At 34.1% G+C, this 26,442-nt stretch carries 18 protein-coding genes and 3 pseudogenes; 13 read left to right on the plus strand and 8 right to left on the minus strand.

All coding sequences use genetic code 11. The features are described 5' to 3' along the window. Window positions 1–2: 2 nt before the first annotated feature. From JMM81_RS06775 to JMM81_RS06790, 4 genes are all read left to right on the plus strand, one after another. A complete protein-coding gene (locus JMM81_RS06775; RefSeq protein WP_256240777.1) occupies window positions 3–1,166 on the plus strand; it encodes a glycosyltransferase family 4 protein in 1,164 nt (387 codons plus the stop codon). 211 nt (window positions 1,167–1,377) lie between these two features. After that, window positions 1,378–2,664: a hypothetical protein gene (locus JMM81_RS06780; protein ID WP_256240778.1), complete on the plus strand. Its 1,287-nt coding sequence runs from the start codon at window positions 1,378–1,380 to the stop codon at window positions 2,662–2,664. Between the two features lie 33 nt (window positions 2,665–2,697). Then, window positions 2,698–3,915: a lipopolysaccharide biosynthesis protein gene (locus JMM81_RS06785; RefSeq protein WP_256240779.1), complete on the plus strand. Its 1,218-nt coding sequence runs from the start codon at window positions 2,698–2,700 to the stop codon at window positions 3,913–3,915. A gap of 330 nt (window positions 3,916–4,245) precedes the next feature. Then, window positions 4,246–5,412 (plus strand): nucleotide sugar dehydrogenase, encoded by a 1,167-nt coding sequence (locus JMM81_RS06790; RefSeq protein WP_256240780.1) that lies wholly within the window; start codon window positions 4,246–4,248, stop codon window positions 5,410–5,412. A gap of 416 nt (window positions 5,413–5,828) precedes the next feature. On the opposite strand, the gene JMM81_RS06795 is transcribed toward JMM81_RS06790, so the two are convergent. From JMM81_RS06795 to tnpC (JMM81_RS06815), 4 genes and pseudogenes are all read right to left on the minus strand, one after another. Then, window positions 5,829–6,065 (minus strand): transposase, encoded by a 237-nt coding sequence (locus JMM81_RS06795; protein WP_256240781.1) that lies wholly within the window; start codon window positions 6,063–6,065, stop codon window positions 5,829–5,831. A gap of 42 nt (window positions 6,066–6,107) precedes the next feature. Then, window positions 6,108–6,575 (minus strand): transposase family protein, encoded by a 468-nt coding sequence (locus tag JMM81_RS06800; RefSeq protein ID WP_256240782.1) that lies wholly within the window; start codon window positions 6,573–6,575, stop codon window positions 6,108–6,110. Window positions 6,576–6,782: 207 nt separating this feature from the next. Further along, window positions 6,783–8,723 (minus strand): right-handed parallel beta-helix repeat-containing protein, encoded by a 1,941-nt coding sequence (locus tag JMM81_RS06805; protein WP_256240783.1) that lies wholly within the window; start codon window positions 8,721–8,723, stop codon window positions 6,783–6,785. A gap of 453 nt (window positions 8,724–9,176) precedes the next feature. Beyond that, window positions 9,177–10,748 (minus strand): annotated as a pseudogene (gene tnpC, locus JMM81_RS06815) (IS66 family transposase). Between the two features lie 320 nt (window positions 10,749–11,068). On the opposite strand from tnpC (JMM81_RS06815), the gene JMM81_RS06820 reads away from it, so the two are divergent. From JMM81_RS06820 to JMM81_RS06835, 5 genes and pseudogenes are all read left to right on the plus strand, one after another. After that, the gene (locus tag JMM81_RS06820; protein ID WP_256240784.1) at window positions 11,069–12,328 is read left to right on the plus strand and encodes a site-specific integrase; all 1,260 of its coding nucleotides are present in this window, start codon (window positions 11,069–11,071) and stop codon (window positions 12,326–12,328) included. Then, window positions 12,325–13,290 (plus strand): tyrosine-type recombinase/integrase, encoded by a 966-nt coding sequence (locus JMM81_RS06825; protein ID WP_256240786.1) that lies wholly within the window; start codon window positions 12,325–12,327, stop codon window positions 13,288–13,290. The genes JMM81_RS06820 and JMM81_RS06825 overlap by 4 nt, the downstream gene beginning before the upstream one ends. A gap of 319 nt (window positions 13,291–13,609) precedes the next feature. Then, window positions 13,610–13,963, plus strand: a pseudogene (locus JMM81_RS06830) (VanZ family protein). A gap of 206 nt (window positions 13,964–14,169) precedes the next feature. After that, the gene (locus JMM81_RS23280) at window positions 14,170–14,283 is read left to right on the plus strand and encodes a YwzD family small protein (RefSeq protein ID WP_483862172.1); all 114 of its coding nucleotides are present in this window, start codon (window positions 14,170–14,172) and stop codon (window positions 14,281–14,283) included. A gap of 263 nt (window positions 14,284–14,546) precedes the next feature. Next, window positions 14,547–14,708, plus strand: coding sequence for a LytR family transcriptional regulator (locus JMM81_RS06835; RefSeq protein WP_256240787.1), 162 nt, complete (start codon window positions 14,547–14,549; stop codon window positions 14,706–14,708). 452 nt (window positions 14,709–15,160) lie between these two features. Here the strand turns inward: JMM81_RS06835 and JMM81_RS06840 are convergent, their stop codons facing one another. Together JMM81_RS06840 and JMM81_RS06845 are read right to left on the minus strand one after the other, a co-directional pair. Beyond that, window positions 15,161–15,400, minus strand: a complete 240-nt coding sequence (locus tag JMM81_RS06840; protein ID WP_256240788.1) for a hypothetical protein — start codon at window positions 15,398–15,400, stop codon at window positions 15,161–15,163. A gap of 67 nt (window positions 15,401–15,467) precedes the next feature. After that, window positions 15,468–16,067, minus strand: coding sequence for a competence protein ComK (locus JMM81_RS06845; protein ID WP_256240789.1), 600 nt, complete (start codon window positions 16,065–16,067; stop codon window positions 15,468–15,470). A gap of 1,215 nt (window positions 16,068–17,282) precedes the next feature. Here JMM81_RS06845 and JMM81_RS06850 point away from each other — a divergent pair. After that, the gene (locus tag JMM81_RS06850) at window positions 17,283–18,059 is read left to right on the plus strand and encodes a DUF3800 domain-containing protein (RefSeq protein ID WP_256240790.1); all 777 of its coding nucleotides are present in this window, start codon (window positions 17,283–17,285) and stop codon (window positions 18,057–18,059) included. 1,602 nt (window positions 18,060–19,661) lie between these two features. Here JMM81_RS06850 and JMM81_RS06855 read toward each other — a convergent pair. Further along, complete coding sequence (locus JMM81_RS06855) at window positions 19,662–20,102, minus strand: hypothetical protein (RefSeq protein ID WP_256240791.1); 441 nt, start codon at window positions 20,100–20,102, stop codon at window positions 19,662–19,664. A gap of 377 nt (window positions 20,103–20,479) precedes the next feature. Between JMM81_RS06855 and tnpC (JMM81_RS23285) the strand changes: the two are divergent. Beyond that, window positions 20,480–21,344: pseudogene (tnpC, locus tag JMM81_RS23285) on the plus strand (IS66 family transposase); the annotation flags it as partial. Between the two features lie 237 nt (window positions 21,345–21,581). Here the strand turns inward: tnpC (JMM81_RS23285) and JMM81_RS06875 are convergent. Further along, window positions 21,582–23,291, minus strand: coding sequence for a hypothetical protein (locus JMM81_RS06875; RefSeq protein WP_256240793.1), 1,710 nt, complete (start codon window positions 23,289–23,291; stop codon window positions 21,582–21,584). Window positions 23,292–23,894: 603 nt separating this feature from the next. Here JMM81_RS06875 and JMM81_RS06880 point away from each other — a divergent pair. Both JMM81_RS06880 and JMM81_RS06885 read left to right on the plus strand, forming a co-directional pair. Beyond that, on the plus strand, window positions 23,895–25,436 hold the full coding sequence (locus JMM81_RS06880; protein WP_256240794.1) for a YifB family Mg chelatase-like AAA ATPase: 1,542 nt from the start codon (window positions 23,895–23,897) through the stop codon (window positions 25,434–25,436). After that, on the plus strand, window positions 25,437–26,060 hold the full coding sequence (locus tag JMM81_RS06885) for a transposase (RefSeq protein WP_256240795.1): 624 nt from the start codon (window positions 25,437–25,439) through the stop codon (window positions 26,058–26,060). Window positions 26,061–26,442: the final 382 nt, after the last annotated feature.

The following is a 26,442-nucleotide window of genomic DNA, read 5'->3' on the forward strand; positions in this document are numbered from 1 at the left end:
GCATGAAAAAAATTACACATATATGCCTTTGTGGGCCTGTAACAGATAATTGGTCTTATCAGGATAATTTGCTTCCAAAGTATCACAAAAAAATTGGATATGAGGTTAGTGTTATTACATCACAATATATATGGAATGAAAAAGGAAATTTAGATATTGACAGAAGGTCCACATACTATAATGAATATGGTATAAAAACTATTAGACTTGAATCAAAATATGGTTCAACCGTACAATCAAAATTTAAGAGATATAAAAATTTATATGAAACAATATGTAAGGAAGAACCTGATATTTTATTTGTTCATGGTGTGCAATTTTTGGATATCAAAGATGTTGTTAAGTATTTAAAACAAAATTCAACTATAAAAGTTTACGTAGATAATCATGCTGATTTTTCTAACAGTGCAACAAATTGGCTTTCGAAAAAAATCCTACACGGTATTATTTGGAAACGTTGTGGAGAGATAATTGAACCATATACGAGTAAATTTTATGGTGTTTTACCTGCAAGAGTCAACTTTCTAAAAGATGTTTATAAACTACCTGAAAAAAAAATTGAATTGTTAGTTTTAGGTGCAGATGATGAAAAAGTTAATGATAGTAATAGAAATACAACTAATAATGAAATAAGGGAGAAATTTTTAATAAAACCAGATGATTTTTTAATAATTACTGGTGGAAAGATTGATACAGCTAAAAAGCAAACGTTACTTTTAATGAAAGCAGTAAAGGAAATTGAAAAAAGCAATGTTAAACTTATTATTTTCGGTTCTGTATCTAATGAGATGAATGATGAATTTAATACTTTAATTGATGGTGAAAAAATAATTTATACTGGATGGATTTCTACAGATGACAGTTATAAATATTTTTCTTCAGCAGATTTAGCAGTATTTTCAGGAAGACACTCAGTTTTATGGGAACAAGCAGTTGGAACAGGCCTACCATGTATATTTAAATATTGGAAAGGGACTACTCATGTTGATGTTGGTGGGAATTGTAAATTTTTATATAATGATTCTGTAGATGAAATAAAAAAAAGCATTAATGAAATTCTTAATGATCGATCATTGTATATTAGTATGAAAAAAAGTGCAGAAGTCTTTGGAATGAATAGATTTTCATATGAAAATATTGCAAAACAAAGCTTGCAAGACAAATAGAGTATACTTTGATTGTCTATATAGATTGTAATTAAAAAGTTGGATAAGGTATGGAAGTATACTCAAATGTAAAAGACTTTCTAGTAAGAGTTTTAATGAGATAGATTTAATATTAGTTCGACTTTATTTAATAAGTTCCTCTTATCAAATATACATGAATCAATTTGAACAGTAGTGAAAAGCTTATAAGAAGGGAGGAACAGAATTTCAAATGTTAAAAAGATTTAATGAAAGTAAAATAAGTGGTTACACATTATTTATATATATATTAATTTATAAAATTGTAATAGAATTTGTTTATATTTTTAGGATCTCTCCAGTATATAATTATACAGGTTTGACCCTGGATATAAATATTGTGGGTTTTTGGATATCGTTATTATATTTAATTATAATAATAATGCTTTTTCCAAAAGACAAGTCAAGGCCATCAACATATTTATATTTAATATTCATATTATTTTTAGTAATCCCGACACTGTCCTATTATTGGTTGAATAATCAAAGTCTAGTATACACGACTTTTATAGTTTTATCTTCTTTAATTGTAGCTTTATTTTTAAAACTAAAACCAGTAAATATTGTTGAAGAAATTAAATCTCCAAATATGTTATTAAATATTATTTTTATAATATATATATTAATTACGGTATTCATGATAATTCAACGAGGTGGTATAGATTTACGCGCACTAGACCTTAGTTCAATTTATAAAATTCGTTCTGAAGCTAGTTTTTCTGGAATATTGGGATATTTATTAAACTGGAGTGCAAAAGTACTTTGCCCATTCTTTTTCGCATATTTTCTTTATAGAAAAAAGAAATGGAAACTACTATTTGTGTTAGTTCTTCAATTACTATTATATTTAAGTTTTGGTTTTAAAGCATATTTGTTTTCTATAGGTATGTTAATCATGGTTGCGATCGTTATGAAAAGAAATAAATTTGAGCGTGATTTCACCTTCAGTTTTACTGGAATAGTTATAGTGTCCTATATTTTAGATGTTTTTAATATTTCAAACACTCTTTTGAATAGTATTCCTTTTAGAATGATTTTTGTACCAGCTCAAATACAATACCAGTATTATGAATTTTTTGTAGATAGAGATAAGATGCTTTTTGCAGACGGGATTATTGGGAAAATCTTTTCTATTGAGAGCCCATTTGACCAGCCTGTTCCATTTGTGATTGCCATGTATTATCAAGATGTAGTTTCAAACTCTAATACTGGAATATTCTCAGATGCATACTCAAATGGTGGATTCATCACTATGGCTTTTTTTGCTGTTTTATTCGCACTTATTCTCTATATGATTGACTCGCTAACAAGGAGAGTACCTACCTACCTCGTAGTAGCCTCTTTCAGTTACATGATGTTTGTAATAAATGACAATTCCCTTCTTACAGCATTTCTTACGGGCGGAATAGGCTTAATGATTATTTTACTCCTTTTCTTTAATTCTAGTATAGGTAAAGAAAACTCGAATATTCATCATTAGGTACTCTATTAAGTTTATAAATGAGGTTAAAGTATGCAGTTTTCTTTTAGAAAAGGTATTTTTAAGGATTCTCTATTAAATATTATTGCTTCTTTAATTCTAACACTTGCAGTACAAATCTTAGCTTACCCCTATTTGGCTTTAAAATTTACAATTTCGGAATATGGATTAATATTGACTTTTATGGGTATTGTCAATGCTGTAGGAGTTTCTATTGGGAATTCTTTGAATAATACTAGAATATTACTTCAGTCAGAGTATGATAAGAAAGGAATAAACGGAGATTATAATCCTATATTTTTAGGAGTTTTATTAGTTGGAGCTTTTATTACAGGCGGTTTATCAATTATTTTATTAAAAAGGATTGATATAACTGTTATTGGTTGTATTATTATAACAATATTAATATTATTTCGTTCTTATTACTCTGCTAGCTTTAGAATAATAATAAATTATAAAAAAATACTCTACTCAAATATTTGGGGATTCTTAGGATATATAGTTGGGATAATTATTACAAAATATACTGATTTATGGGTATTTATTTTTATTTTTGGAGAACTATTTGCATGTATATATATTTATTATTCTTCAAAGATTGTCCATGATAAATTTCAAATCACATCTCTTTTTAAAAGAAGTTTAAATAAATTCAGTCTCATCATGCTTGCTGCAGTTTTAACTAATATAATGATGTATATGGATCGTTTTTATATTTATCCATTTTTAGGAGCTGAACAAGTTTCTATGTATACTGTTGCATCGTTTTTAGGGAAAACGGCTGGAATTATACTGAATCCAATTGCAGGAGTTTTACTTACGTACTATATAAAAGAAGGACAAATGACAATTAGGCAATTTTGCAAACGTACAGGTATTTTTACCTTGTTTTCTTTTTTTATATATATGATAGTACTTTTAATAGGAATTCCTATAACAGGAGTCCTTTATCCCACAGTTATTAATAGTGCATTGCCCTATTTTTATGTTGCTAATCTAGCTGCTATTCTCTTTATTTTAGGAAATACAATCCAGCCATCTTTATTAAGATACTGTGATGCAAAATGGCAACTTATAATTCAAAGTATATACTTTCTGCTATACTTAGTATTAGGTTACTTTGGGATGATCCATTATGAACTTATTGGTTTTTGTTATGCTATTTTAATAGCAAATTTATTTAGAATTTTACTGATGGTATTTGTTGTAATAGTAACTTTATATAGAGTAGATGCTAATCATAAAATTTGACCACCCAAAAAAATTTGTTACACAAATGGTTTCACTGGGCTACCGTCACTACCAGACTTTTTTATATTATGTTGGATGAACAAGTTTTTTAGGAATGGAATTCTACAGTGAAAATCTCTAAAGAGCTCCTTTGTTATGAGATTAAAGGAAGTTTAATATGGAATTGAAACGATAGGATGTTAGGGTATTCTGTATAAATAATTAATTTTCAACAAATAAATTGATTTCAAATTAAGTTCCAGTAGGAAAGTAGGGATTGATTGTTAGTTTGTAAAATGCCTTAAAGAATATTATAAGTTTAAGTTTTAGACTGGAAGAGGGAAGAATCAAATGAAAATTACAATTGCAGGAACTGGTTATGTGGGCCTATCTAATGCAATCTTACTAGCCCAACATAATGAGGTAATAGCGCTTGATATTATTCAAGAAAAAGTAGATATGATTAATAATAGAAAATCTCCTATTACAGATAATGAGATTGAAGAGTTCTTAGCAGCAAAAGAACTAAATTTAACTGCAACTACGGATAATTATAAAGCATTTAAGGATGCAGAATATGTCATCATTTCGACTCCAACAAACTATGATCCGGAAAAAAACTATTTTAATACAAGAACAGTTGAAGCTGTGATTGCCAATGTTTTATCTATTAATCCAGAAGCTATAATGGTGATTAAATCAACAGTTCCGGTTGGTTATACAGGGAAGGTAAGGGAGAAGTTTGAAACAGATAATATTATTTTTTCACCAGAGTTTTTAAGAGAAGGAAAAGCACTTTATGATAACTTGTATCCTTCAAGAATTGTTGTTGGTGAGCAATCAGATAGAGCTAGAGTATTTGCAAATTTATTAGTAGAAGGTGCTTTAAAAGAAAGTATAGATGTTTTGTTTACGAATTCAACAGAAGCGGAAGCTATTAAACTATTTGCTAATACTTATCTAGCGATGAGAGTCGCCTTTTTCAATGAGTTAGATTCGTACGCAGAGGTAAGAGGATTAGATGCTAAACAAATAATCGATGGAGTTGGGCTTGATCCACGAATAGGTAATCATTACAATAATCCTTCTTTTGGATATGGTGGCTACTGTCTGCCTAAAGATACGAAGCAATTATTAGCCAATTATGCGGATGTCCCTAATAATATTATGACAGCAATTGTTGATACAAACAGAACGAGAAAAGATCATATTGCCGAAATGATAATAAAAAGGAATCCTCAGATAGTAGGTATTTATAGGCTTACCATGAAAATGAACTCTGATAACTTTAGACAATCAGCCATTCAAGGAGTTATGAAGCGTATTAAAGCGAAGGGTATTGAAGTTGTTGTATATGAGCCAGCACTCCATGAAGAGAAATTCTATAATTCTAGAGTAATTAATGACTTTGAAGAGTTTAAGAAAGTTTCAGATGTGATCGTGGCAAATCGATTATCAGATGATTTAAGAGAAGTAGAAGATAAGGTGTATACAAGGGATTTGTTTAGTAGGGATTAATATCGTATATATGGGTTAAAAAATAGAGATACAATATGTCTGATGGATATACTATTAATTGGCAATTGTGGTCACTAGTGCGTTGTGATCTCAAAAGCAGACAATATAAATTCGGATTTTACTGAGGGTTCAAAGTTGAAAGGCTCTGGATCCTTTTTGTTCTTCTCATTATCCCCTATCTTTCTTCATACGTTAAATCTTGATGTAACCGTCAATAAAGAGATATAGTTTATTCGATAATAGGACTTTACAGAATGGTTCTTTATGATTTGGATGTCTTTTCTGTTTTTTTCGAATGTCAGCTACTCGAACAGGTTCTGGTTGTAACCGTCAAGTAGAAATGGTTCTTACGCTATTTTGATGAAAAGATTTATGTACTAGTAATTAGTCTGATCGTTACTTTTTTAATATAATAATTACAATCTATATAGAACTCTCTTTTCTAATAATTTCAATCCAGAGCGACCATAAGTTATCCGTTTTATTGTCTTTAGTCGATTAACTTGTCCTTCAAGCAGGCCATTACTGTATGGCAATATCAATGCATTTTTTACAGCCTGAAAATCACTTCGAAGTCTAAAAGCATAATAGTAAAAGGGATTTTTCTTACTGGATAGTTGTTTTTTTAACCATTGTAAAATTGAAGATCGCAAATGAGTGTGCCGTAGGTATGACCTTTAGAAAATGCAAAGTCATCAAGACCCACAAAAGGGAGATACCCCCAATTCAATATCAGTATGCTGAACTAAAGCTAATAATGTATCGTGGCTAACCGGGATATGTGCTGATCTGGCCACTTTTTCAGCTGAAAGGCAACTAGTTGAAAAAGCTATCTTACGAAGAACTTCTTCCGTCCTTGCAGTACGTCGGCCATTTGATGTAAGCCAATCATATCGCTCTGTAAAGATTTTAACTTGGCAATCTGGTTGATCACAAAACCATCTTTTTGTCAGGATTAACAGTCCAACAGATTTATCACTAATAGGAAGATCTTGAACTTTACGTGTATATTGGCTGTGTATACGAGAACTTAGCTTTGAGCATACGGGACAAGATGAAGAAGTCTGTATGCTCTTCACTGTTAGAAGTAAAGAGTCATTAGAGGCAGAAACATGTAGCAGTTCAAAATTAGGATCTGGGGGAGACCAAGAAATGGAGATCATGTTAATTACTCCTTTTCTTTTTATTATATCAGTCTAATATAAAATTAGTCTCTCCCCAAGTTCCCGTAAGAACCATTTCTACTTGACGGTTACAAACTGGAAAAATAAATTTGTGTCATACAATCACAATCTAGAAATCTAGAATAGAAGGAGAGTATATTAGTAAAAGTAACATTTAGGTATGCCACTGTTTCTTCCAAAAGTGAATTATGCTTGTATTGTTCCAAATGTTTTCCACGTTCCCGGAGTCCCGCTAGATACACATATCCAACCTGCACTACCACCTGCAACTGGGGATAGGTTATGGCATATTGAACCAACAGCGCAATAACCGACTGACTCATTAGGAATAGTCGTTTGATACATAACCTTAATAGCGGTATCACTACCAGTATCATTTCCGATTAAATGTTCACCAAACATTGGTAGCTGTTGACGATCTGTTTTATTACTGTAAATAAATACATCTGTATTTCCATCTGTATAAAGTGCATAAAAAGTATCAGCACATTTATTAATAATATTATTAGTAATCAACCCATTGGTGGAATTCGTTACACCAATACCTCTGCCTATCTTATAGGTATCTGTACCAACTAGGACATTTCCATTAATATTAACATTCGTACAAACACTTGATACAATACCGTATGAAGTAGTGTTAGGACTTTTTGTTAATGCTTTTAAAAGGTTATTAGCTATTATTAAATCGTTTGTATCGCTCGCATTAATAAACTGATAAAGTACATCAGTAATTAAGTTGTTTGTAACAATTACATCATTTATAACAGTACCACTACCTTTAACAATCGTAATGCCAGTATTAAATCCTTTGGTAATATTGTTGTTTGAAATGACTATCTGTGTACTATTGATAGCAGTAACAGAACTAGCTATAATTCCTGTTTTTCCATTATCACCGTTTATTACATTTCCTGTAATTCCAACATTATTACCACCATTTAAGTAAATACCTACTTGCTTTATTCCAATAATAGTATTGTCAGCAACCGTTGTCCCTTTGCTTTCAAATTCAACGTTGACAATATCAATACCATCTACTCCACTGCCATCAATCAAATTACCTACACATGTAACCTCTCTACTACCACCGATCGAAATTGCTCCTGGTGCTAGTGTTCTGTTAATAGGTGTTTCTTTTCTGTTTTGAAGAACATTTCTTAGAACATTATTATTACATACAACTTTTGTAGCAGTTTGTAAATAAATACCCATACCACTTCTATATGTTAATGAAGTATCAGGGTTATCGGATATATTTTCAATAATATTATCCGTAATGATAACATTCTCCCAAACATTCCCGCCAATTTTTACCGAATCCATTCTATAAATTAAAATACCGTATTCGTGTTTATCTTTAATGTGATTATCAGTAATATTGATATTTTTTCCATATCCTTGTACATAAATCCCATATCTGTTAGCACTATGGCAAATGTTTTTATCTGCCCAGAAACCTTCTAAGGAAACATTAGGGACTGCATAACCATAGGCAATATCAAACATATCTAAGTTTCCGTGTAAGTAATTATTCATCACTTTTACATAACTTGAGTCAGTTGCTAAAATGCCACCACTTGACATATTGTAAATTTCACAATCCTGAATAGTAATAAAATTACAATTGTTTATGCGTATTCCATGATATTCATAGCCTGTTTTAGTTTTAATTGCTGTGTTTGTGCCCTCTAATTTTAGTCCACTTATCTCAATGTTATTACATGATGATATTGAGATAAGGCCATCTTCTGATGAGTTATTTTGTTTAATCGTTGCACCATTGGAAACAATCCTAATGTTATTAGCTGACGAAAGAGACAACGTACTTACTATATAGGTTGATTTCGGTAAATATATTGTTGCACTTTCTAAAGATTTTGCTAAATCTAAAACAGATTGTATTGCCTCTGTATCATCTGTTATTCCATCACCTTTTACACCTTTTGATTTTACGTTTATTGAAATATCCGCCAACTGTTCGTTTAAAAACTTAATTTGTTCAGTGACCGACCCTGAATCGATTCGTTGTAATACCATATTGTTAGCTTCTCTTTTAACTGTATAGCCAAAAGTGAAAGCGAAAATAACAAGAAAAAAATTTCGTAAAAAATTTCTTCGTTTCAAAGAATATTCCTCCTACATAGCCTTTGAGGGCATAAAAAACAAAAAGTCGTCCAATTGGGTATAAAGAAGTCACTACAATCTAGCACCCAAAATAAAGGAACAATTTTCTTATATATATAAATTATACTACTACTAGCCAATTAGTTCTACCTATAGATATTGAAATTATATTTCTCGAACATTATTTGACTACCCAAACTATGTTGATATTGTAGCATAATGAGGGAAAGTGGAGCCGTCCCTCTAGTACTGAAAGCCGTATAAAAAGAAAACAGGAGGGCCAATCAGTTGAGTAAATGAGTGGTTCTCCGTTTGTATTTTTAATAGATTTTTATTAGTATAATAGCTAAAATCAAACGTAAGCCCGAATTATAAAAAAGCGCACCTTTCCGGTACGCATCACAAATAGCCGTATTTCCTGATTTTTTTAATCGAAAATACGGCTATTTTCATTTATTTGCTACATTCCAGCTGAATCTTTTTTGACCAGGGCATGTATTGATTTAAAATTTCAGGATTTTGATGTATGCTGAGATTCGGTAGATCCGTGAAAAGTTTCTTTATGTATTCGTAGAAATCAACGCCGTTACTTTTGGCTGTTTCTGCAATACTCAAACAAATGGCGTTCGCTTTTGCACCGGCTTCACTAACACTAAAAAGCCAATTTTTTCTTCCTAGAACGTTGGGACGGATGGCATTTTCGGCTGGATTATTATCAATTTCAATGCGCCCATCATTCAAGAATGTTTTGAGTCCATTTGTCCTGTTCAATGTGTATTCAGCTGCTTTCGCAAGGGCATTTTTTCCGTAGAATGGTGATGTTTCAACCCATTAAAGGAATTTATCTACAATTGGCTTCGAGTATTTTTGACGTTTTTTTCTTCGTTTACTCGGAGACAAATGTTTAAATTTCCTTTCAAGTCGATATAAATCGTCACAATAGCTCACACCTATTCTCCCATTTTTGCTGTCTGCTTTCAGCCAATAACGACGAACATGCGCCCAACAATTTGCGAAGGTAACACCTTCCAACTTATCATAGGCAGAATAGCCATCACAAACAATCGTACCAGAAAAGCCTTCTATGAAACTTTCAAGGACAGATCGAGCCCGTGATAATGAGCTTTGAAAGAGCGTCATTATGGGCCCTTGGCTTGGCACACTTCGATATACCCAATTATAGGCATTGGTTTGACCGGATTTCCCATCGGATCGGTTGATAATTTGTCCATATGTTTCGTCGACATGTAAAAGCGATTTAGCCATCATCAAATGCTTCATTCGTTCGTAAATAGGCAATAGCCAATCGTGTGATGCACGAATGACCCAATTCGAAAGGTTCTTATCATTGGTATTCAGGCCATAACGATCCCATTCCTTAACCTGACGGTAAAGTGGAAGGTATTGTGAAAGTTTATCATACATTACTTTGGCAAGTACGCTAGGACTTGCGATGCTACGTTGAATAGGAGGTTGTGGTGCTTTACCTCGTTTAATTTGTGCTTTTTGAAATGCATCGCTTTTGCAATTTTTACATTCAAGAGCGTGTTCAATGTGTTGAACTTTCTTCATTTTTGCAGGAATAAATTCGGCCTCTTCACGTACGATTGTACTGCCAATTTCAATCATTTGTCCTTGGCAACATTCACATAGCGTATTTTCCGGATAATAGTGAATTGCTTCTATTTCAATATCGTCACGTAATGAATCATTTCGTTTTTTCTTTTGAATAGTTCGTACAACAGTGTAAGAAATTTTCTGTTGGCTTTGTTCTTCTGTGTGCTCAGATTCGCTAAAAGACGGGTCATCATCAAATAATGAACCTTGTCCTTCTGGTGCGTTATATTTCGTTTTTTCAGTTTTTGATCCATATAAAAGCTTAGTTAAATGGCGTACTTGATCGGTTAACGCTTCAATCTGTTTTGATAAGTTTTTGTTTTGTTGATTCGAATGAGCCAATTGCTCTTCGAGTAGCCGAATTAATTTCTCGTTTTGATTTTCATTCATAGAAGAAGCGTTCGCCACATCATTCACCACTTTTCGTTCGGTTTCGTTCTTTTTATTATAACTAGTTCGAACAACGGAATAAAGATAAAATTAGTGGCTTAACGAATTTAGAACACCCCTTTTGATGATCGTTGAATCGCCTTTGGCTGCTGGATCGATAACCCTTCAAGGAGCCTTATTCCGACTAAAAAAATATTCCGACTTTTGATTCCCTGCTAACACATTTATTAATAATGATGTTGAGATTGATCGGAATAATAAATATTAAATACCTCTTTAGGAAAATGTATGGTATCAGGATTATCCTGAAAATCACATTGGAAGAGAGGTAATTTTAAATGGATATTTATAATCCCCAAAACAAAATTTCAATAGGTGATTTTATTACGCTATTTGAGGATGAAATGAAAAAGCTTAATTATTATCCTAGTACTATTTATAACAGAATTTTAATGATAAGAAGGGCATTCTCAGGTAGTATACGATTACTTGATGAAGAGGAAATGTATTCATCAGAAAAACTATATGATTGGCTTAATATACAAAAAGCCAGATTTGATGTCCGTGAACTATCACAGGACCGGTTTCTGTATATGCAAAATACAGTGGATTTATGTGAAGAGTTATATCAATTCGGTATGTTAGTACGCAGAGGTAGACACAGAAAATACGATAAGTATATTCCTAAATGCTATAAAATGCTTCACAAAGAATTTTTACAGGGTCTATCAAATCATATGTCACACCGATCATTAATGAGGTATGAGTTAAACAGTAGACAGTTTTGGTTATATTTGGAGGAAAATAGAGTTTTAAATATTACAGATATTAATCGTACCTGTATAGAGGAATTTTTATCTGATGCTAAAAATAAAAAAGATAGTATTGATAAGGATATACTGATGCTAAAAAGATTGTTTGCTTTTCTAAATGCAGAAGGACATATAAACCTAAAAATGGATTTCGAGATGCTAAAACCGGCGGGAAGGCGAAAACCAGTACTCCCACATTTTTCGCAAGACGAGATTTCCAACATACTCGCATCGATTGATACTTCAACCAGAAATGGTAAACGTGACTATGCTATTATTACTCTTGCTGTTTACACAGGACTACGGTCCTCTGATATCTACAATCTAAAGTTACGTGATATAGACTGGATTAATAATGATATAAAGTTGAAACAAGTGAAAACAGGAAATACCTTGGTATTGCCGTTGAGCGTTTTTGCCGGCAATGCATTGGCAGATTATATATTGAATGGTAGACCAAATGTTGATGAAGACTGGATATTCCTGAGAAATCTCCCTCCCTACACAAGGCTCGAAGGGCATTCGTCTGGTAATACCATGTTGAAAAGATATCTTACCAAGATGGGAGAAAATTTCGAGAACACTGGCAAGTCGTTTCATGCATTACGAAGGAGCGTGGGTTCGTGGATGTCCCAAGAATATACTCCACTGCCTGTCATAGCTGAGTTTCTAGGTCATACAAATACAGAATCTACTAAAAGCTATCTATCATATAATATAGAAAATATGAGGAAATGCTGCCTTGGTTTGGATGATATTCCTGTCTTAAAAGAGGGATTATCATGAATTATGAATATACAAGTAAGTTTTCTACTGTAATTACAAATATGTTTAAGTTCAGGGAATCTATGGGCTATAACCGTTATTCCTATTCTTCTGAACTTTACGACTTTGATCAGTTCTGCTCATTGAAATACCCTAATATGGATACTTTAACAAAAGAACTGGTTATGGAATGGGCTATGAGAAGGGAAACAGAAAGTGTAAACATGCATAAGCACAGGCTGATTACAATTCGGCAGTTAGGAAAGTACATGAACTTTTCTGGAAAGGAATCATATATAATACCTTCTGATTTAATTGGAAGCTATGAACCCTATACACCGTATATATTTGCTGATGAGGAAGTAATAACTTTCTTCCGCACCATAGATAATATTAAACCTAATAACCGTACACCGTTTACCGAATATACAGTACCGGTATTTTTTAGGGTGGCTTACGGGTGCGGACTTCGTCCTAATGAACTCCGGGATCTTAGGAGATCTGATATCAATCTAGATACTGGAACTATTTTTATTCACAATTCAAAGACTAAAAGGGATCGTCTGATTAGTATGACGGAAAGTTTAAATGAATTATGTAGGAAATATGATAAGCTAGCCGATAAACTATATCCTAACAGACAATGGTTTTTCCATATGTCAGTAAAAGACAGCCATAGGAGAAGATGGATATCAAACCAACTCAAAAAATATTGGAAAGAGGCAGGACTCGATAAAAAAACAGGAACATCTCCAAGGGTATATGATTTCCGCCATAATTATGCTACCAGAATCATAATGAAATGGTTCGATGCAGGAGAGGATGTAACCGCACTTTTACCATATCTTAGTTCATTTATGGGACATGTTGAATTTCAAAGCACTTACTACTACATCCATCTGCTTCCGGAAAATTTGAGAAAGAACAGAAATTTTGATTGGAATAAATTCAATTCTTTAATACCGGAGGTATCGTATGATTAATAGAGGTGCTTCTATGAAGTTTTTTGAATATGTGCGGAAATATCTGACTGAATTCATGCCAAGACATAGAAATCTTAGTGAAAATACAATACAGTCTAACAAGGATTCTTTGAATTTGCTCTTAGATTACTCTATCAATCAGCTTGAAATTCCACTGATAAAGATTGAGGTTAAAACTTTTCAAGACATCGGTGTTATTTAGATTTGGTGCCAGGCACGGCCCGAAAAATCTTGTTTCACAATAGGTTTCACGAATGAATAGAAAAAAGGAGTTCGGTGGCATCACTTTATTATAAGATTAAATAAAAGGAACTAATAAATGTATAAAATTTTTTCTTGGGTAGCTGTTATTCTTTGGATGATGGTAATCTTTTATCTATCCCATCAACCAGCTACAGAATCCAATGAGCTGAGTACAGGAATAGCAGAGGTTATTGTTAAATCGGTTGAAAAAGTTAATACTAATAAGGGGTTTGATATAGGAAGCTTCAATCACATTGTAAGGAAGAATGCACATTTCTTTACTTATTTGTTGCTTGGTTTACTTATGATAAACACTTTGAGGAGAAGTGAAATACATGGTTATTGAAGTGTTGTAGGACTGTTTTTATTAATTTGTGTTCTTTATGCTGTATCTGATGAAATTCATCAGGTAGTTGTTTCTGGCAAATGAGCTCAGCTTAATGATGTGCTCATTGATAGTGCTGGGGCGAGTATTGGTGTTGGCGTGTATTTGATTATTAGCATGATAATGAAAAGTAGAAACACCCATTGAGCTATGTAGCTTGGGTGTGTTTTTGTATTCTTTTGCTTTTTAAATAAGCAGGACCAAGTAAATGAACAGAAAGGAGATGGATATAAAACTATTCTTTTCTTGAAATTCTCTCTGAAGCCTATGAAAAAGGAGAGAAAGAACAAGGCATGACGGTAGAACAATTAGTAAAGGATCTATCTATTAAACTAAAGTCTATGTTAAAGAGTTCTGATAAGTAAATTTAATATCTCTGTATAATGATTGTAGTAAATAGGTGTTATGCTTAGAAGGAATTAGGAGATCCTATTTCTGATTCCTTTTCTTCAAATCTTAATTCCTCCACCGTGTTTAACAGCACAGAAAATGAACATACAACAACAGATCCCTTTACCATTTTTAAAAAATATAAGAACATAAATTCTATTATAGTTACAGGAAATACCTGTTTAATAGTAGGGAGTTTTCATTTTATAATAAAGTATCGTATAGGAGGAGTTAGCTATTGAATATTTTTGATCAATTACCTAAGTCTTTAAAGAAGACGGTGAGATATATTCTGCAAGATATTCATTCGATTGATAAATTAGAGGAAATACAGAGAATCCTTAATAAGTATATAAATAAGCGTAAACAACAATTGTTAAAGCAACAAAGTGAGCTTTAGTTTTTATTGAAGTTTTTACAAGAGATCGATCATAAAAGTAAAAGTGATAATTTAGTCTGCATCACTGTGACCACCCGATATATTGCGAAGTAAGTTCATGAAGTAAGCTCATGATCAAAGCAACTTATCATAGGGAATTAGCTCGAGGATTGGTGCCAGGCACGCCCCGGTGAATAGATGAGAGAATGGCTTGAAGATTACTATATAAATGCTTTATAAAGCTTTTGATTTCAGGAATCGTTGCCTCTTTTGCTGCAGAAATTAGTTTCTTTGGTCAACCACTGTGACCACCTGATTTGTGTCGAAATTTGTAGAATTAGGTAGTGGTATTTGATAGAAGACGTTGTTTTATGAAAATAAAGGAATAAAAGCAGTGAGGGGAAACGAATAGGTTTGTCTCCCCTCACTGCTTTTATTGTCGTCCTACACTAGATATGTATTAGTTTAGCATGTCAATTGGGATAAGCTTGCATATAAAGATCGTCTAGTGCCTTTTTCATTGCTCTGTTTTTCGTAAAGCGATCTTTGCCAAAAGCTATGCAATCTTTAAAGGGTGGTTCCTCCTGACAAATCGTTGCCGTTACAGAATAGTGATCATGATAACGGACTATTTCGAATTCGATCTCATCTCCAACATCATTTACTAGCTGTATAACTTCTCTTGATACATAATTTGATAAGTAGTTGGTCATTTCGGAATGTCCCCCTTTTTGATGAGCTTACAAGCCTTATATGTATGAAAGTATTGATCATGATCCGTTATTTCTCTAACTCTAACTCTTCTATATCTTCTTCTTCTTTCCTTTTTACGGTATAGTTCAAATGGCCTTCTTCCTGCACAAGCGTGATTCCGGTGTCTTTTTCGTATAAAAAGGTCATCTTTTTTTCCGTTTCGAAGCTTTCTCGTTCTAACAGGGTTTCACGTAAGAACGTAGCTTCAGTTCGTGTTGTTTGGAGTTTATGAGTTTTCATATCAACGGTAAGTGAATGACCATCTATGATATGGACGATGGTTTGTCTGTTTTCATAGCACTGGATATCATCGATGTGGGAGCTGACGATCCAGACGATTCCTTTTTGATTGGTTGATTTACACTTGATTAAGACAATGTTCTTTTGTGGGGATAATGCGATAGGAAGCTTATATCTCTTTTTTAAGATTCTACGAGCTGATTTAGTTGCTCCATTGAGGTCACGTCCAGCATAAAAGAAAGACTCTTTAACGATCTTCTCGGGGGATTGACTGACAAGAAAGGTCTTTTTTCGCTCTAGAACTTGTGAATACTCATAGCCGTTGTGAAAGTAAGAAAAAAGTGCTGATGTTTGTGGGGTGATAAGATAAGTCTTTAACATTTTCATTTTTCAATCTCCGATCTTCTTTTAAATTTAGGTTTTATCCCAGTAAATAGTTGGATTTTCACTTTTTGAAATGGAAATAGCAGATCATAAAAATTGGACATACAATCTTACAAGGCTGATTGCTGGAACTTATATGGATAGTAAGCTGAAAATTGATAGCGGTTACAAAATAAGGATTAACATAAAGGTGATTACGTTTTGTTTGTTCCCAGCAGCGTCTTTTATCTGTTGTCCTTACCGATCAACCTCTTCATTTCGTGTAATACCCTTTTAATGTTAAAACATTCACAATCTGAATTATAGCACATATACTAGTATTATAGATCTATAAAAGTGTCTATATATTGAACTTTTTTAGAACTAAAATACTATTATGGACTATTTCTCAATTACTGGGAATTTCTTATTCGTTTTCCTGTCGAAAGTCAGATTCCATCTCAAATAACTCCTCGAAATAGAGATCTGTAAACTTTTTATTTAGGATTCCGCAGTAATAAGCGATTGGATTTAAAACCTTCTTGTTTTTTAGTTTATTGACTAGCTGCTTAAGGGCTTAGATTGAGGTCGATAGCATTTGATCCTTTTCCTTTTCTCGATTATTTCGATAAGCAGCGATCCTTGTCATCCTCCAATATTCTTCAATCGTTCTGGCTTCTAAAAATCCGGGTCAGTAAGCATACCCCCACTCAATCCTAACCAAATAAAGGAGATAACGGATCAGATTGTGTTGCTGCAAAATCAGATTTTTGAATTTGAGGATTGAGAACAGCAGAGCGTTAAACTGGAAAAAGAGCTTGCGTGGTTTCTCGAAGAATTAAAAGAGATTCAGGGATTTAAACCTGAAAAGGAACGGATTGAATTCCGGCCAGATATTTTCAGCAGGATTGTTGAGAAGGGAACCGTGTATCCAGATGGAAGGATTGTTTATGATTTAAAGTTTGGAATCCAGCTGACAGCTACCGGGAATGATACGATGGCATGGCTGTTGAGGAAGAAAGGCAAGCCACGTAAAAAGAAAAAGTGAATAGAGAGAATAAAATAACCCACTGAGTTAGCGTATGGAGTTTACCGTATTGCTACTTAGTGGGTTTTCTTTATTGTAATTCTATCAACCATAAGAAATAGTACACTAAGATATTCCAGAATTATGTTAAACTATATTTAATATGTGATGTACAAATGTAAAATTGGTACGAGAAAGTAGAGGAAATATAAATGGAAAGGTATTATCTTTATCTTGATGAAAGTGAAAGTCACGATAATGGCTCAAATCGTGTTTTTTGTCTAGCAGGTATTATCATAAAAGAAAGCGATGTTGAAAATCATTTAAAGCCCCGCTTAAACCAACTTAAAGAACAAATATGGAGTGACTACCAATCTCCTACTGATATTGTTTTACATGAAAAGGATGTAAGGGCAGCTCAGAATGCAAGAAATAACATATCAAGCATTAAGACTGAGTTTCAAAGGTTTAGAAGAGGGAACTATTCTCGCCAACTTTATAATGGTTTAGATGGGATTATTAAGTCTATCCCATGTAAAGTAATTGGTGCTGTAGTTAAGATGGATGATTTGCAATCGCATTTTAGTGAAGATATTGTAACCCATAATTATCTTATTGCAATGCAAATCATTTTGGAAAACTACTGCAAGTATTTATCAGAAGTAGACGGAAAAGGTTATGTTTTTTATGAATCTCGTGATGAAGATCCAGATTCAAAAGTTCGGATGCACTACAATCATGTAAAAGCAATGGGATCTATGTATGTAAATCCATTTGCAATGCAAAAAAGACTAGGTGAAATTGAATTTCCCGGAAAAACAGAAAATGACCCAGGTCTTCAAATTGCGGATTTCGTTCCTAACAATTTTGCTCGTAAAGCACTGAATAAAAAGAAGCATCGTTTCAATATATACCAGACTCTTAGAAGAACAAGGTATGACGGTGGTCTCTTAAAACAAGATAGATTTGGAATAAAAGTTATGCCATAATGTGGTACTTTTCTGTTTACAAACGATAACAAGAATAGTATAATTCATTTTGAAAGGGATTGAGGGGCATTGTGGAAACACACATGATTAGTTTCATGGAGAAGTTATTCTCACTTCGGTGGGGGGCACTTTTCGTTGTCTGCATTAAGCAACCCCTTTTTTTCTTTTTAGGTATAAATTCAACATCTTTGAATAAAGATAGAAGTAAAGGATTGAGGGGTGTAGTGCACTTGCACTCATGATTAATTTCATGCAAGGTTGAATAACCTTGGTCACCTGCACTATCCAATCTTTTTGAAACGGAAGGATCATTCTACCTGAATGGTCCTTTTTTAATATTCTATATTATAGAAGAAACACGTCTCCTAAAGCTCATTACCTCATTAGGTAGTGGTCCTATTTTTTTGCGCTTTTTCTATCTATCTATCTATCTATCTATCTATCTATCTATCTATCTCGCATAATGTTCAAAATTGCAAAAACACCATTATATAAAGATAAAAAATGCAGGATAGATACAATATATAGTGTTTTTTAGTTAGATATAATTTTATATATAGTTTTTTATCTAACTCGAATCATGGGGTCTACTTTGAAAAAGAAAATATCAGCACTCTGGACGAAAAAAAGTGAGCTTTTATTAACCATTTAAGTACGATTGCTCAAGAAGAGGCGAGAAATGTATCTGAAAATATAACATGGAGAAATCGCAAGTTAATCGAAAGAAGGCTATGGGGTCAGTAAGCATATCCCATAGCCATTAAAGAAGGATTTACTAGATGATAGCTTAGATTTCGTACCACAGTGACCCCTGGAACATCTTGTTTCACAAGATGTTCCAGGGAAGGTTTATAGGCATAATAATAGTTTTTGTCATTGCAAACACTCGATATTTTCTTCTCGTTTTTTTGATCCGCTTGCAGGATTTTTATCATATATGTGGAATATACAACGATCGTAACACTCCAACCTAACTCTCTCCTACTTCTCCCATTCAATTCTTCTGTTTATCGACTTTAATTCAATTAATATGTATCAGCAAACAGAAAATCATCAGATTGGGGGAATTCGGTAGTTTTTTTGAAGGTTTTAAGTTCAGAAAGTGACACTAATTCAACTGTTTCTAATCCACCCTGCTTCTTAATTTCACAATTGCCATTGTTATATAGGCCACTTGGATCGGTGCCTGGTACGCCCCGAAAAATCTTGTTTCACAACAATATTTCACGGGAAGGGTAGGGTCCACTACGGTTTTGATGACACCATCCATGGGGTTTCGTGCCTGGTATGTCCCGAGGGGGAATATAATTTGGGTTCCTGTGTGTGATCTGAAAAGCAGACAAATATAAATTCAGGTTTTATTATGGAAGGTAGGTCAAACGTAAAATACATTAAACAAGATGGTCATAATAAGGAAAAGGAGAGGATACCTTCTTTTGCAAAAATTAGATTACTCGAGGGAAATATAGCTATTGCAGAGATAATGATATTGATTCTCCTCTTCTACTGAAAGAAAGGAAAACAGTAAAATGAAAACATATGCGTCCATATACAGAAGACCCGTTAAGATAAAGGCTTAACGGGTCTGTTTGCTTATAAAGGTTATATAATTTTTTGATCTCCATTCCTTTTTTTTTGGATAACAATCTGCTTATCACGTGACCAATCGAGAAAAAGATCATAGGCTTCTTTCGATTTAAACTCTACAGTTGTTGAAAGAAATGATGGTTGATCTACAATTCCTTGGTCCAAATCGACAGAGAGCTGGTGGTTAACCACTTTGTCCAGATGCCACCACCATTCTTCCAATGGCTTCGTATTTTCAAAATCGTAAATTTTTTTCAAGTGTTCGTATACTTTAGTAGCTGCTTTTAAAAGAAACTGATCTTTCTCCTTCAGTAATGCCTTTTCCTCAGCTGTTAACTCATGATAATGATGGTGTAATAATGTTCTTCTATGGAATGTCTCAATCATTTCAAAGGGACTCATTTCAAAATCTTGAAGGTCTTCACCGTAGAATTCAATTTCTTGTTTAAAGTTCACAACTACGCACCTCCTTAATTGTTCCTAAAAAAATATAACCCTCATCTTCGGATAAATACTCTGTATAATGATTAGGAGGAAAGGCAGTTTCCATAGGATCGGTGCCTGGTACGCCCCGAAAAGTCTTGTTTCACAAAGATGTTTCACATGTGGATATTCGAGTTTATTTCCAAAAGAATATTGGTATCAATACGGACCTGTGAGGGTAGAAGTGCAGGTCCTTTTTATTTCAACGCCAAAACTTTTTTATGCTCTTTGAAGGATTTAGGAACTTCTTGTCGAAAATAATAAAAGGATCAAAGTATTTAACTTGCATCTCCCTTCCCACAAAGGCACTGCTCCCTATATTCACACGACTATCACCATTTTTTAAACCCTGGGTCATTCGTGCATCGCACGATTGGCTGTTACCTATTTACGAACGAATGAAAGTGTTGATGATGGCAAAATCCATTTTGCATGTCGATGAAACGTATGCAAAAATTATTAATCGCTCCGATGGTAAATCTGGTCAATCGAATGCCTACAATTGGCTCTTTCGAAGTGTACCCTGCCAAGGACCGACGATTATTTTGTTTCAAAGCTCCTCGATCTGTCCTTGAGCATTTCACCGACGGTTATACCGGAACCATTGTTTGTGATGGTTATTCTGCCTATGACAAATTAGAAGGAGTTACTTTCGCTAATTGTTGGGCTCATGTTCGCCGTTATTGGCTGAAAGTGGATAGTAAAAATGGCCAAATCGGTGTGAACTATTGCGATGAGTTATATCGACTGGAAAGGCAATTTAAGCATTTGTCTCCGAGCAAATGAAGAAAAAAACGCCAAAAATATTCGAAGCCGATCGTAGAGAAGTTTCTTGAATGGGTCGAAACATCGCCGTTTTTTGGAAAAAATTCCATCGCAAAAGCAGCTGAATACACACTGAATAGAGCAAATGGTTTGAAAGCGTTCTTGCATGATGGTCGCATTGAGATTGATAATAATCCAGCTGAAAATGCCCTCCGTCCCAACGTTTTAGGCAGAAAAAATTGGCTCTTTTCCGTCAGTGAAGTCGGTGCAAAAGCGAACGCCATTTGTTTGAGTATTGTAGAAACAGCCAAAAGTAACGGCGTTGATTTCTACGAATACATAAAGAAACTTTTGACGGATCTACCGAATCTTGGCGTCCATCAAAACCCAGAAATTTTAGATCAATACATGCCCTGGTCCAAAATGATTCAGGCCGAATGTAGCAAATAAATGAGATAAGCCGTATATTCGATTAAAAAAATCATGATATACGGCTATTTGTCATGCGTACCGGAAAGGTGCGCTTACTTTTTATAATTCGGGTTTACTTTTTACTTAATTTTACTTTTCATGGAGTAGATTTTTTAAAATCAATCTGTTTTTAATTCGATTTAAGAAAAAGGATTTACACTTCAACTTCATCTTCAATACAAGAAAAAGCCCACTGAAAATCAGTGAGCGTTTATCTTAAGGTGTATAAATATAATTTGGATCTTGGGTAAATTGATCGTAGATTGTTCGATCAGCCATTTCAGCATACTGAACAACGCTAGCCTGAGTCCTAGTAATTTTTATTTCATAAAGAAAATAGCTAAATGTTGAATTATCATAATACATATACTGATACATTCCCGGTCCAGAATTTTTTAGCTTTGTTCCAGTGAATACTCCTTGTTTACCAGTTTCAAGATTAACTGAATGGAGTAGTCCTTCATTAAAGGTATAGAGATATGCGACATTACCGTTTGATGTACCGTATTCCTCAATAACAAAAAGACCTGCGTCTCCACCTAAAGCATATACCATATGATCTCTTTCTAAGTTGAAGCTCATTACTGGGATGGATAGTTTTTGCGTTGAATCAACACAAAGCGAAAAAGTTCCATCAGCGATTCTGTCACCTTCATTTCCACCGGCATAACCGCCTTGAAGATTACTAAAATTGGCGTTATCGGCGTGAACAGTGATTGAATGTGAATTAAGTGATCTTGTAAATAATGCTTCACCGTTTCCACATGCTGCTACAGGTTTTTCAGCTTTACTTTCATCAGTTTCTTCTTCTGTATCCTCATTTTTCTGTATTTCTTTTTCAGTATTTGGTTCTTTCTCTATTGCATATTCTTCTATTTCTTTTGTTTTACTTTCAAAATTGAATAACGACTTGTTTAAATTATATTTTTCAAATATTGATTTATTATTGTTATATACAGATTTAATTGCTTTCTTTTCGGTATCAATATCATTTAAGAATTCGTTTGTTGAGTCATGATAAAGGGCATGAAGCCATGAAAATTGATAAAGACGGTATACATGTACTAGAAGTTCTTTATATGCACTTTGTTCTTTTTCAAAACCTACCGGATAGTCATAATAATCAATATTTGAAAGAATGCCTACATAAGAGCCACCCTCGTCATATTGATAAACTTCAGCTTCATTATTTAAAGCAATCATTTCATCAGAGTGTATTCCATAGGTTTTTACTACTTCATCATATCTCATTAGGTGAAAGTGTAGATAACGTGACAAATCCTTTAGGAAGTAAGTGTATGCTTCTTCATTTAATAAATTAATTTGTAACTCAACTGCGACTTCTTCGATAAGCTCTATACTATCATCGATCATTTGACGCTGTTCTTCGGCACTATGTATATCTTCCTGCCCTCTTACACCTTTTATATAATCTTTTGTTTCATCTGTTGCTTCAATTATTGGAAGATCAGGTTGTTTTATTGCGACATTAGAACACTTACACTCATCAACAAGACGATTATGCTCCATTTTGAGCCAATGCAGTTCCATAAATGTTTTCATCTCATCTTTAGTAGAAAATACTTCTGAATCCGGACAGCCACTAACACATTCTCTCGAGGAATATGCCCAAATCGGTTCCTCCTGCGTGTTTTTCCACACCCTCCATGTGAACTGTTTTCCTTTATATTCTCCATTCACCAAAAACTCTGCAATATAAATATCATCTTGTAAATTCTCAAACTCAACTGAGTTATAAGAGATATCGAGTTCTTTTGGATCTTTTAGCAATGAATCTGCCATATCATAACGAACGAGTTCCTGCATGATTTTGTGTTCTTCCAAAGTGTCAATTTTATTGGCTGTTTTTGTTTCGCTTCCAAAATAGAAATAAAGCCCACCACTAAGTAATACAGCCAAAAACAATAAAGTAAAGACAACTCCTTTTGGTTTCATTTTTTACCCCCTAAAACATCTTTTTTATCATTATAAAAGAAAAATCAGGGAGTTTGGGGAAATTTTTTCTCCATCGAAAGTGAACTACTTAATCATTTCATTTCTCCTTTTTATTTGCGGTTCTACAACTATTCACAAAATACAGATTTAGTGAATAGTTAGGTAATGTTATTAAACACAGAAGATTCATACTATCGCCATTATATGACAAATATACGCTCCATTGCTATTAGGATCGGTGCCTGGTACGCCCCGAAAAGTCTCGAAAAGTCTTGTTTCACAAAGATGTTTCACATGTGGATATTCGAATTTATTTCCAAAAGAATAATGGTATCAATACGGACCTGTGAGGGTAGAAGTGCAGGTCCTTTTTATTTCAACACCAAAACTTTTTTATGCTCTTTGAAGGATTTAGGAACTTCTTGTCGAAAATAATAAAAGGATCAAAGTATTTCACTTTAATCCCTCTTTCCACAAAGGTATTTCCCCCTATTATATTTCTGTTTTTCGCACGATCATCACCATTTTTTCAATCCAACATGGCAAAATAAACAATAGAATAGGTGGTTTTTTATGACCGTAAAAGTTTCAAGTATTGGACTAAAAGGACTTGAAGGCTATCGGGTGCAAGTAGAAGTCAAAATCTCGTCAGGCACAGAATCGATGGTGATTGTTGGACTGCCTGATGCATCAGTCAAGGAATCGAGAGAACGAGTCCTATCAGCCATTAGTCATTTCGCTGTCGATGTCACAGACCAAAAGGTTGTCGTGAACTTATCCCCATCCGAACAAAAGAAAAACGGCCCGATCTTTGACCTAGCGATCGCCATTGCTACCCTTAAAGAACTGAACGTGATCCATGAGGACATTCGAACAGAAACAGCCTTTATGGGAGCACTATCTTTAGATGGCACCATTGTAAAAGTAGAAGGGATGCTGCCAGCTCTCATTTCGGCAAAAGTACTCGGCCTCCATCGAGTCTATCTTCCTTATGATCCATCCATCCCAATACATATGTTCCAAGACATCGAATGTATTCTCGTTCATCATATTGAAGAAGTGGTTCAACATCTAGATGGTCAAGAACAGCTCTCTTTCCTACAACAACACAAACCTACCGAACAACAACCATCACTATTCACCGAACCCCATCATCAAAAAGATTTTTCTCATGTGATTGGTCATGATCAAGCAAAACGTGCATTAGAAATTGCGGCTGCCGGTGAACATAATGTTCTTATGAGTGGTCCACCAGGCTGTGGCAAAAGCATGCTAGCTGAAACCTTCCCATCTATCTTACCAACTATTAGCAATCAAGCACAATTAGAAGTCCTCAGCTTATACCAACTTGCAGGGGAGAATGGCAGGCTTACTCAGACGGTCCCATTTAGACATCCCCATCATTCTGCATCCTCTGTTGCCATCATTGGTGGTGGCTCTAATCCTAGACCGGGAGAAATCTCATTAGCACATAAAGGGGTACTATTCCTAGATGAGATTGCTGAGTTTACCAAAAAGACACTGGATATGCTGCGTCAACCATTAGAAACAGGAAAAGTGACCATTAGTAGAGCACATTCCACTGTCACTTATCCATCATCCTTTATTCTCCTTGGTGCAATGAACCCATGTCCATGTGGGCACTATGGTTCAAATAATCATTACTGTACATGTTCTGGGAAGCAAATTCAAACCTATCGAAATCGATTGTCAGGACCTATTTATGATCGAATTGATATTCTGTTATCACTCCAATCTGTCCATTTAGATCAATCGATAAAGTCCCGAGAAAACTCACTAGATGTCCGGAAAAGGGTAGAAAAGGCGCGTCAGTACCAATATCAACGCTATCAGTCTGAAATTACCAATGCAAAAGTTCCCTTTGACACGATCATTCAAACAAGTCCTTTAACTGATCAACAGCAAAAGCTGCTGATGACACTAGCGTCAAAAGAAAACTGGAGCAACCGAGTCCAAATCAAAATTATTCGACTAGCAAGAACGATATCAGATCTAGCTGAAGAAAAACAAATTACTGACGCTTCTATTTGGGAAGCGATGACGTTAAGGAGAATGGGGAAGCCTAAACAACAAGTGATAGCGAGGGAAACATAAATGCCGCGTAAGAAAAGAGTTTGGATTCCGAATCGCTACTATCATATTGTTTGTCGTGGGAATCGTAGAGATCCACTTTTCTGGGGTTTTGAAGATTTTAAGGCATTTCTCCATATTTTAAATCAACTTCATGAAAAGATTCCCTTCGAAATAGCCTCCTATTGTTTAATGACGAATCATTTCCATCTACAATTACGATCAAAAGACGTATCAATCTCAAACGTGATGGCCTTCATCAATCGACGTTATTCAAGGTATTATAATACAAAATACTGCTTAACTGGTCATGTGTTTGAAAAGAGGTTTTATGACAAAATCATTGAGGATAAAGAGGGAATGCTTGAAGTAAGCCGCTACATTCATTTGAATCCATTTGAAGCAAAAATGGTCAAACTGCCAGAACATTATCCTTGGAGTAGCTATTATTTGTACAAGAGCTCTTGTTATATACCACCAAAGTTTATGAACTTGAACAGCATACTCGATTATTATATGGGGACAATGGAGCAAAAAAGGGACAAGTACTGTAGAAGTGTATTTGGTCCGTCAGGTACAACCATAGATCTACGCACAGGGACCACTCGAGCTATGTTGGAAGTCGCAGAATTGTGTAGTAGCACCTGATAGAAGATATTGTTCTACTGCTTGAAGAGCAACTGGCTCATACGAATTAACAAAACAAAGATCTTTCGGAAAAGCTAGATAAAGCTATTAAACAGAATGAAGCGTTAACCGAACAACTTCACCATTAGTCTGCGTCACTGTGACGCCCCGATGAATATTTAATTTATCGTATTAACACATTCATGGAGATGTTCAAAAATAACCATAAGAGGGAGCGGTTTATCTCTTTGCTTGAAATTAATTATAAAAATTTGTTATCACGACTTTATAGAATCAGAAATAGAATTGTTCATTCAGCTTTAGTAGATGAAATAGAATTAGAACTCTACTGTGAATGGTTGCACTCCATTTTAATAGCATTCTGCAATAATTTGATTGTAAA

The organism is Bacillus sp. V3B (assembly GCF_024494465.1).
Taxonomy (GTDB): domain Bacteria; phylum Bacillota; class Bacilli; order Bacillales; family Cytobacillaceae; genus Bacillus_BD.

What these genes read in the sequence shown, in the direction of transcription:
- JMM81_RS06775 (WP_256240777.1), top strand. Translation starts at nt 3, where the DNA reads ATGAAAAAAATTACACATATATGCCTTTGTGGGCCTGTAACAGATAAT.
- JMM81_RS06780 (WP_256240778.1), top strand. Translation starts at nt 1,378, where the DNA reads ATGTTAAAAAGATTTAATGAAAGTAAAATAAGTGGTTACACATTATTT.
- JMM81_RS06785 (WP_256240779.1), top strand. Translation starts at nt 2,698, where the DNA reads ATGCAGTTTTCTTTTAGAAAAGGTATTTTTAAGGATTCTCTATTAAAT.
- JMM81_RS06790 (WP_256240780.1), top strand. Translation starts at nt 4,246, where the DNA reads ATGAAAATTACAATTGCAGGAACTGGTTATGTGGGCCTATCTAATGCA.
- JMM81_RS06800 (WP_256240782.1), bottom strand. Translation starts at nt 6,575, where the DNA reads ATGATCTCCATTTCTTGGTCTCCCCCAGATCCTAATTTTGAACTGCTA.
- JMM81_RS06820 (WP_256240784.1), top strand. Translation starts at nt 11,069, where the DNA reads ATGGATATTTATAATCCCCAAAACAAAATTTCAATAGGTGATTTTATT.
- JMM81_RS06825 (WP_256240786.1), top strand. Translation starts at nt 12,325, where the DNA reads ATGAATTATGAATATACAAGTAAGTTTTCTACTGTAATTACAAATATG.
- JMM81_RS06840 (WP_256240788.1), bottom strand. Translation starts at nt 15,400, where the DNA reads ATGACCAACTACTTATCAAATTATGTATCAAGAGAAGTTATACAGCTA.
- JMM81_RS06845 (WP_256240789.1), bottom strand. Translation starts at nt 16,067, where the DNA reads ATGAAAATGTTAAAGACTTATCTTATCACCCCACAAACATCAGCACTT.
- JMM81_RS06850 (WP_256240790.1), top strand. Translation starts at nt 17,283, where the DNA reads ATGGAAAGGTATTATCTTTATCTTGATGAAAGTGAAAGTCACGATAAT.
- JMM81_RS06880 (WP_256240794.1), top strand. Translation starts at nt 23,895, where the DNA reads ATGACCGTAAAAGTTTCAAGTATTGGACTAAAAGGACTTGAAGGCTAT.
- JMM81_RS06885 (WP_256240795.1), top strand. Translation starts at nt 25,437, where the DNA reads ATGCCGCGTAAGAAAAGAGTTTGGATTCCGAATCGCTACTATCATATT.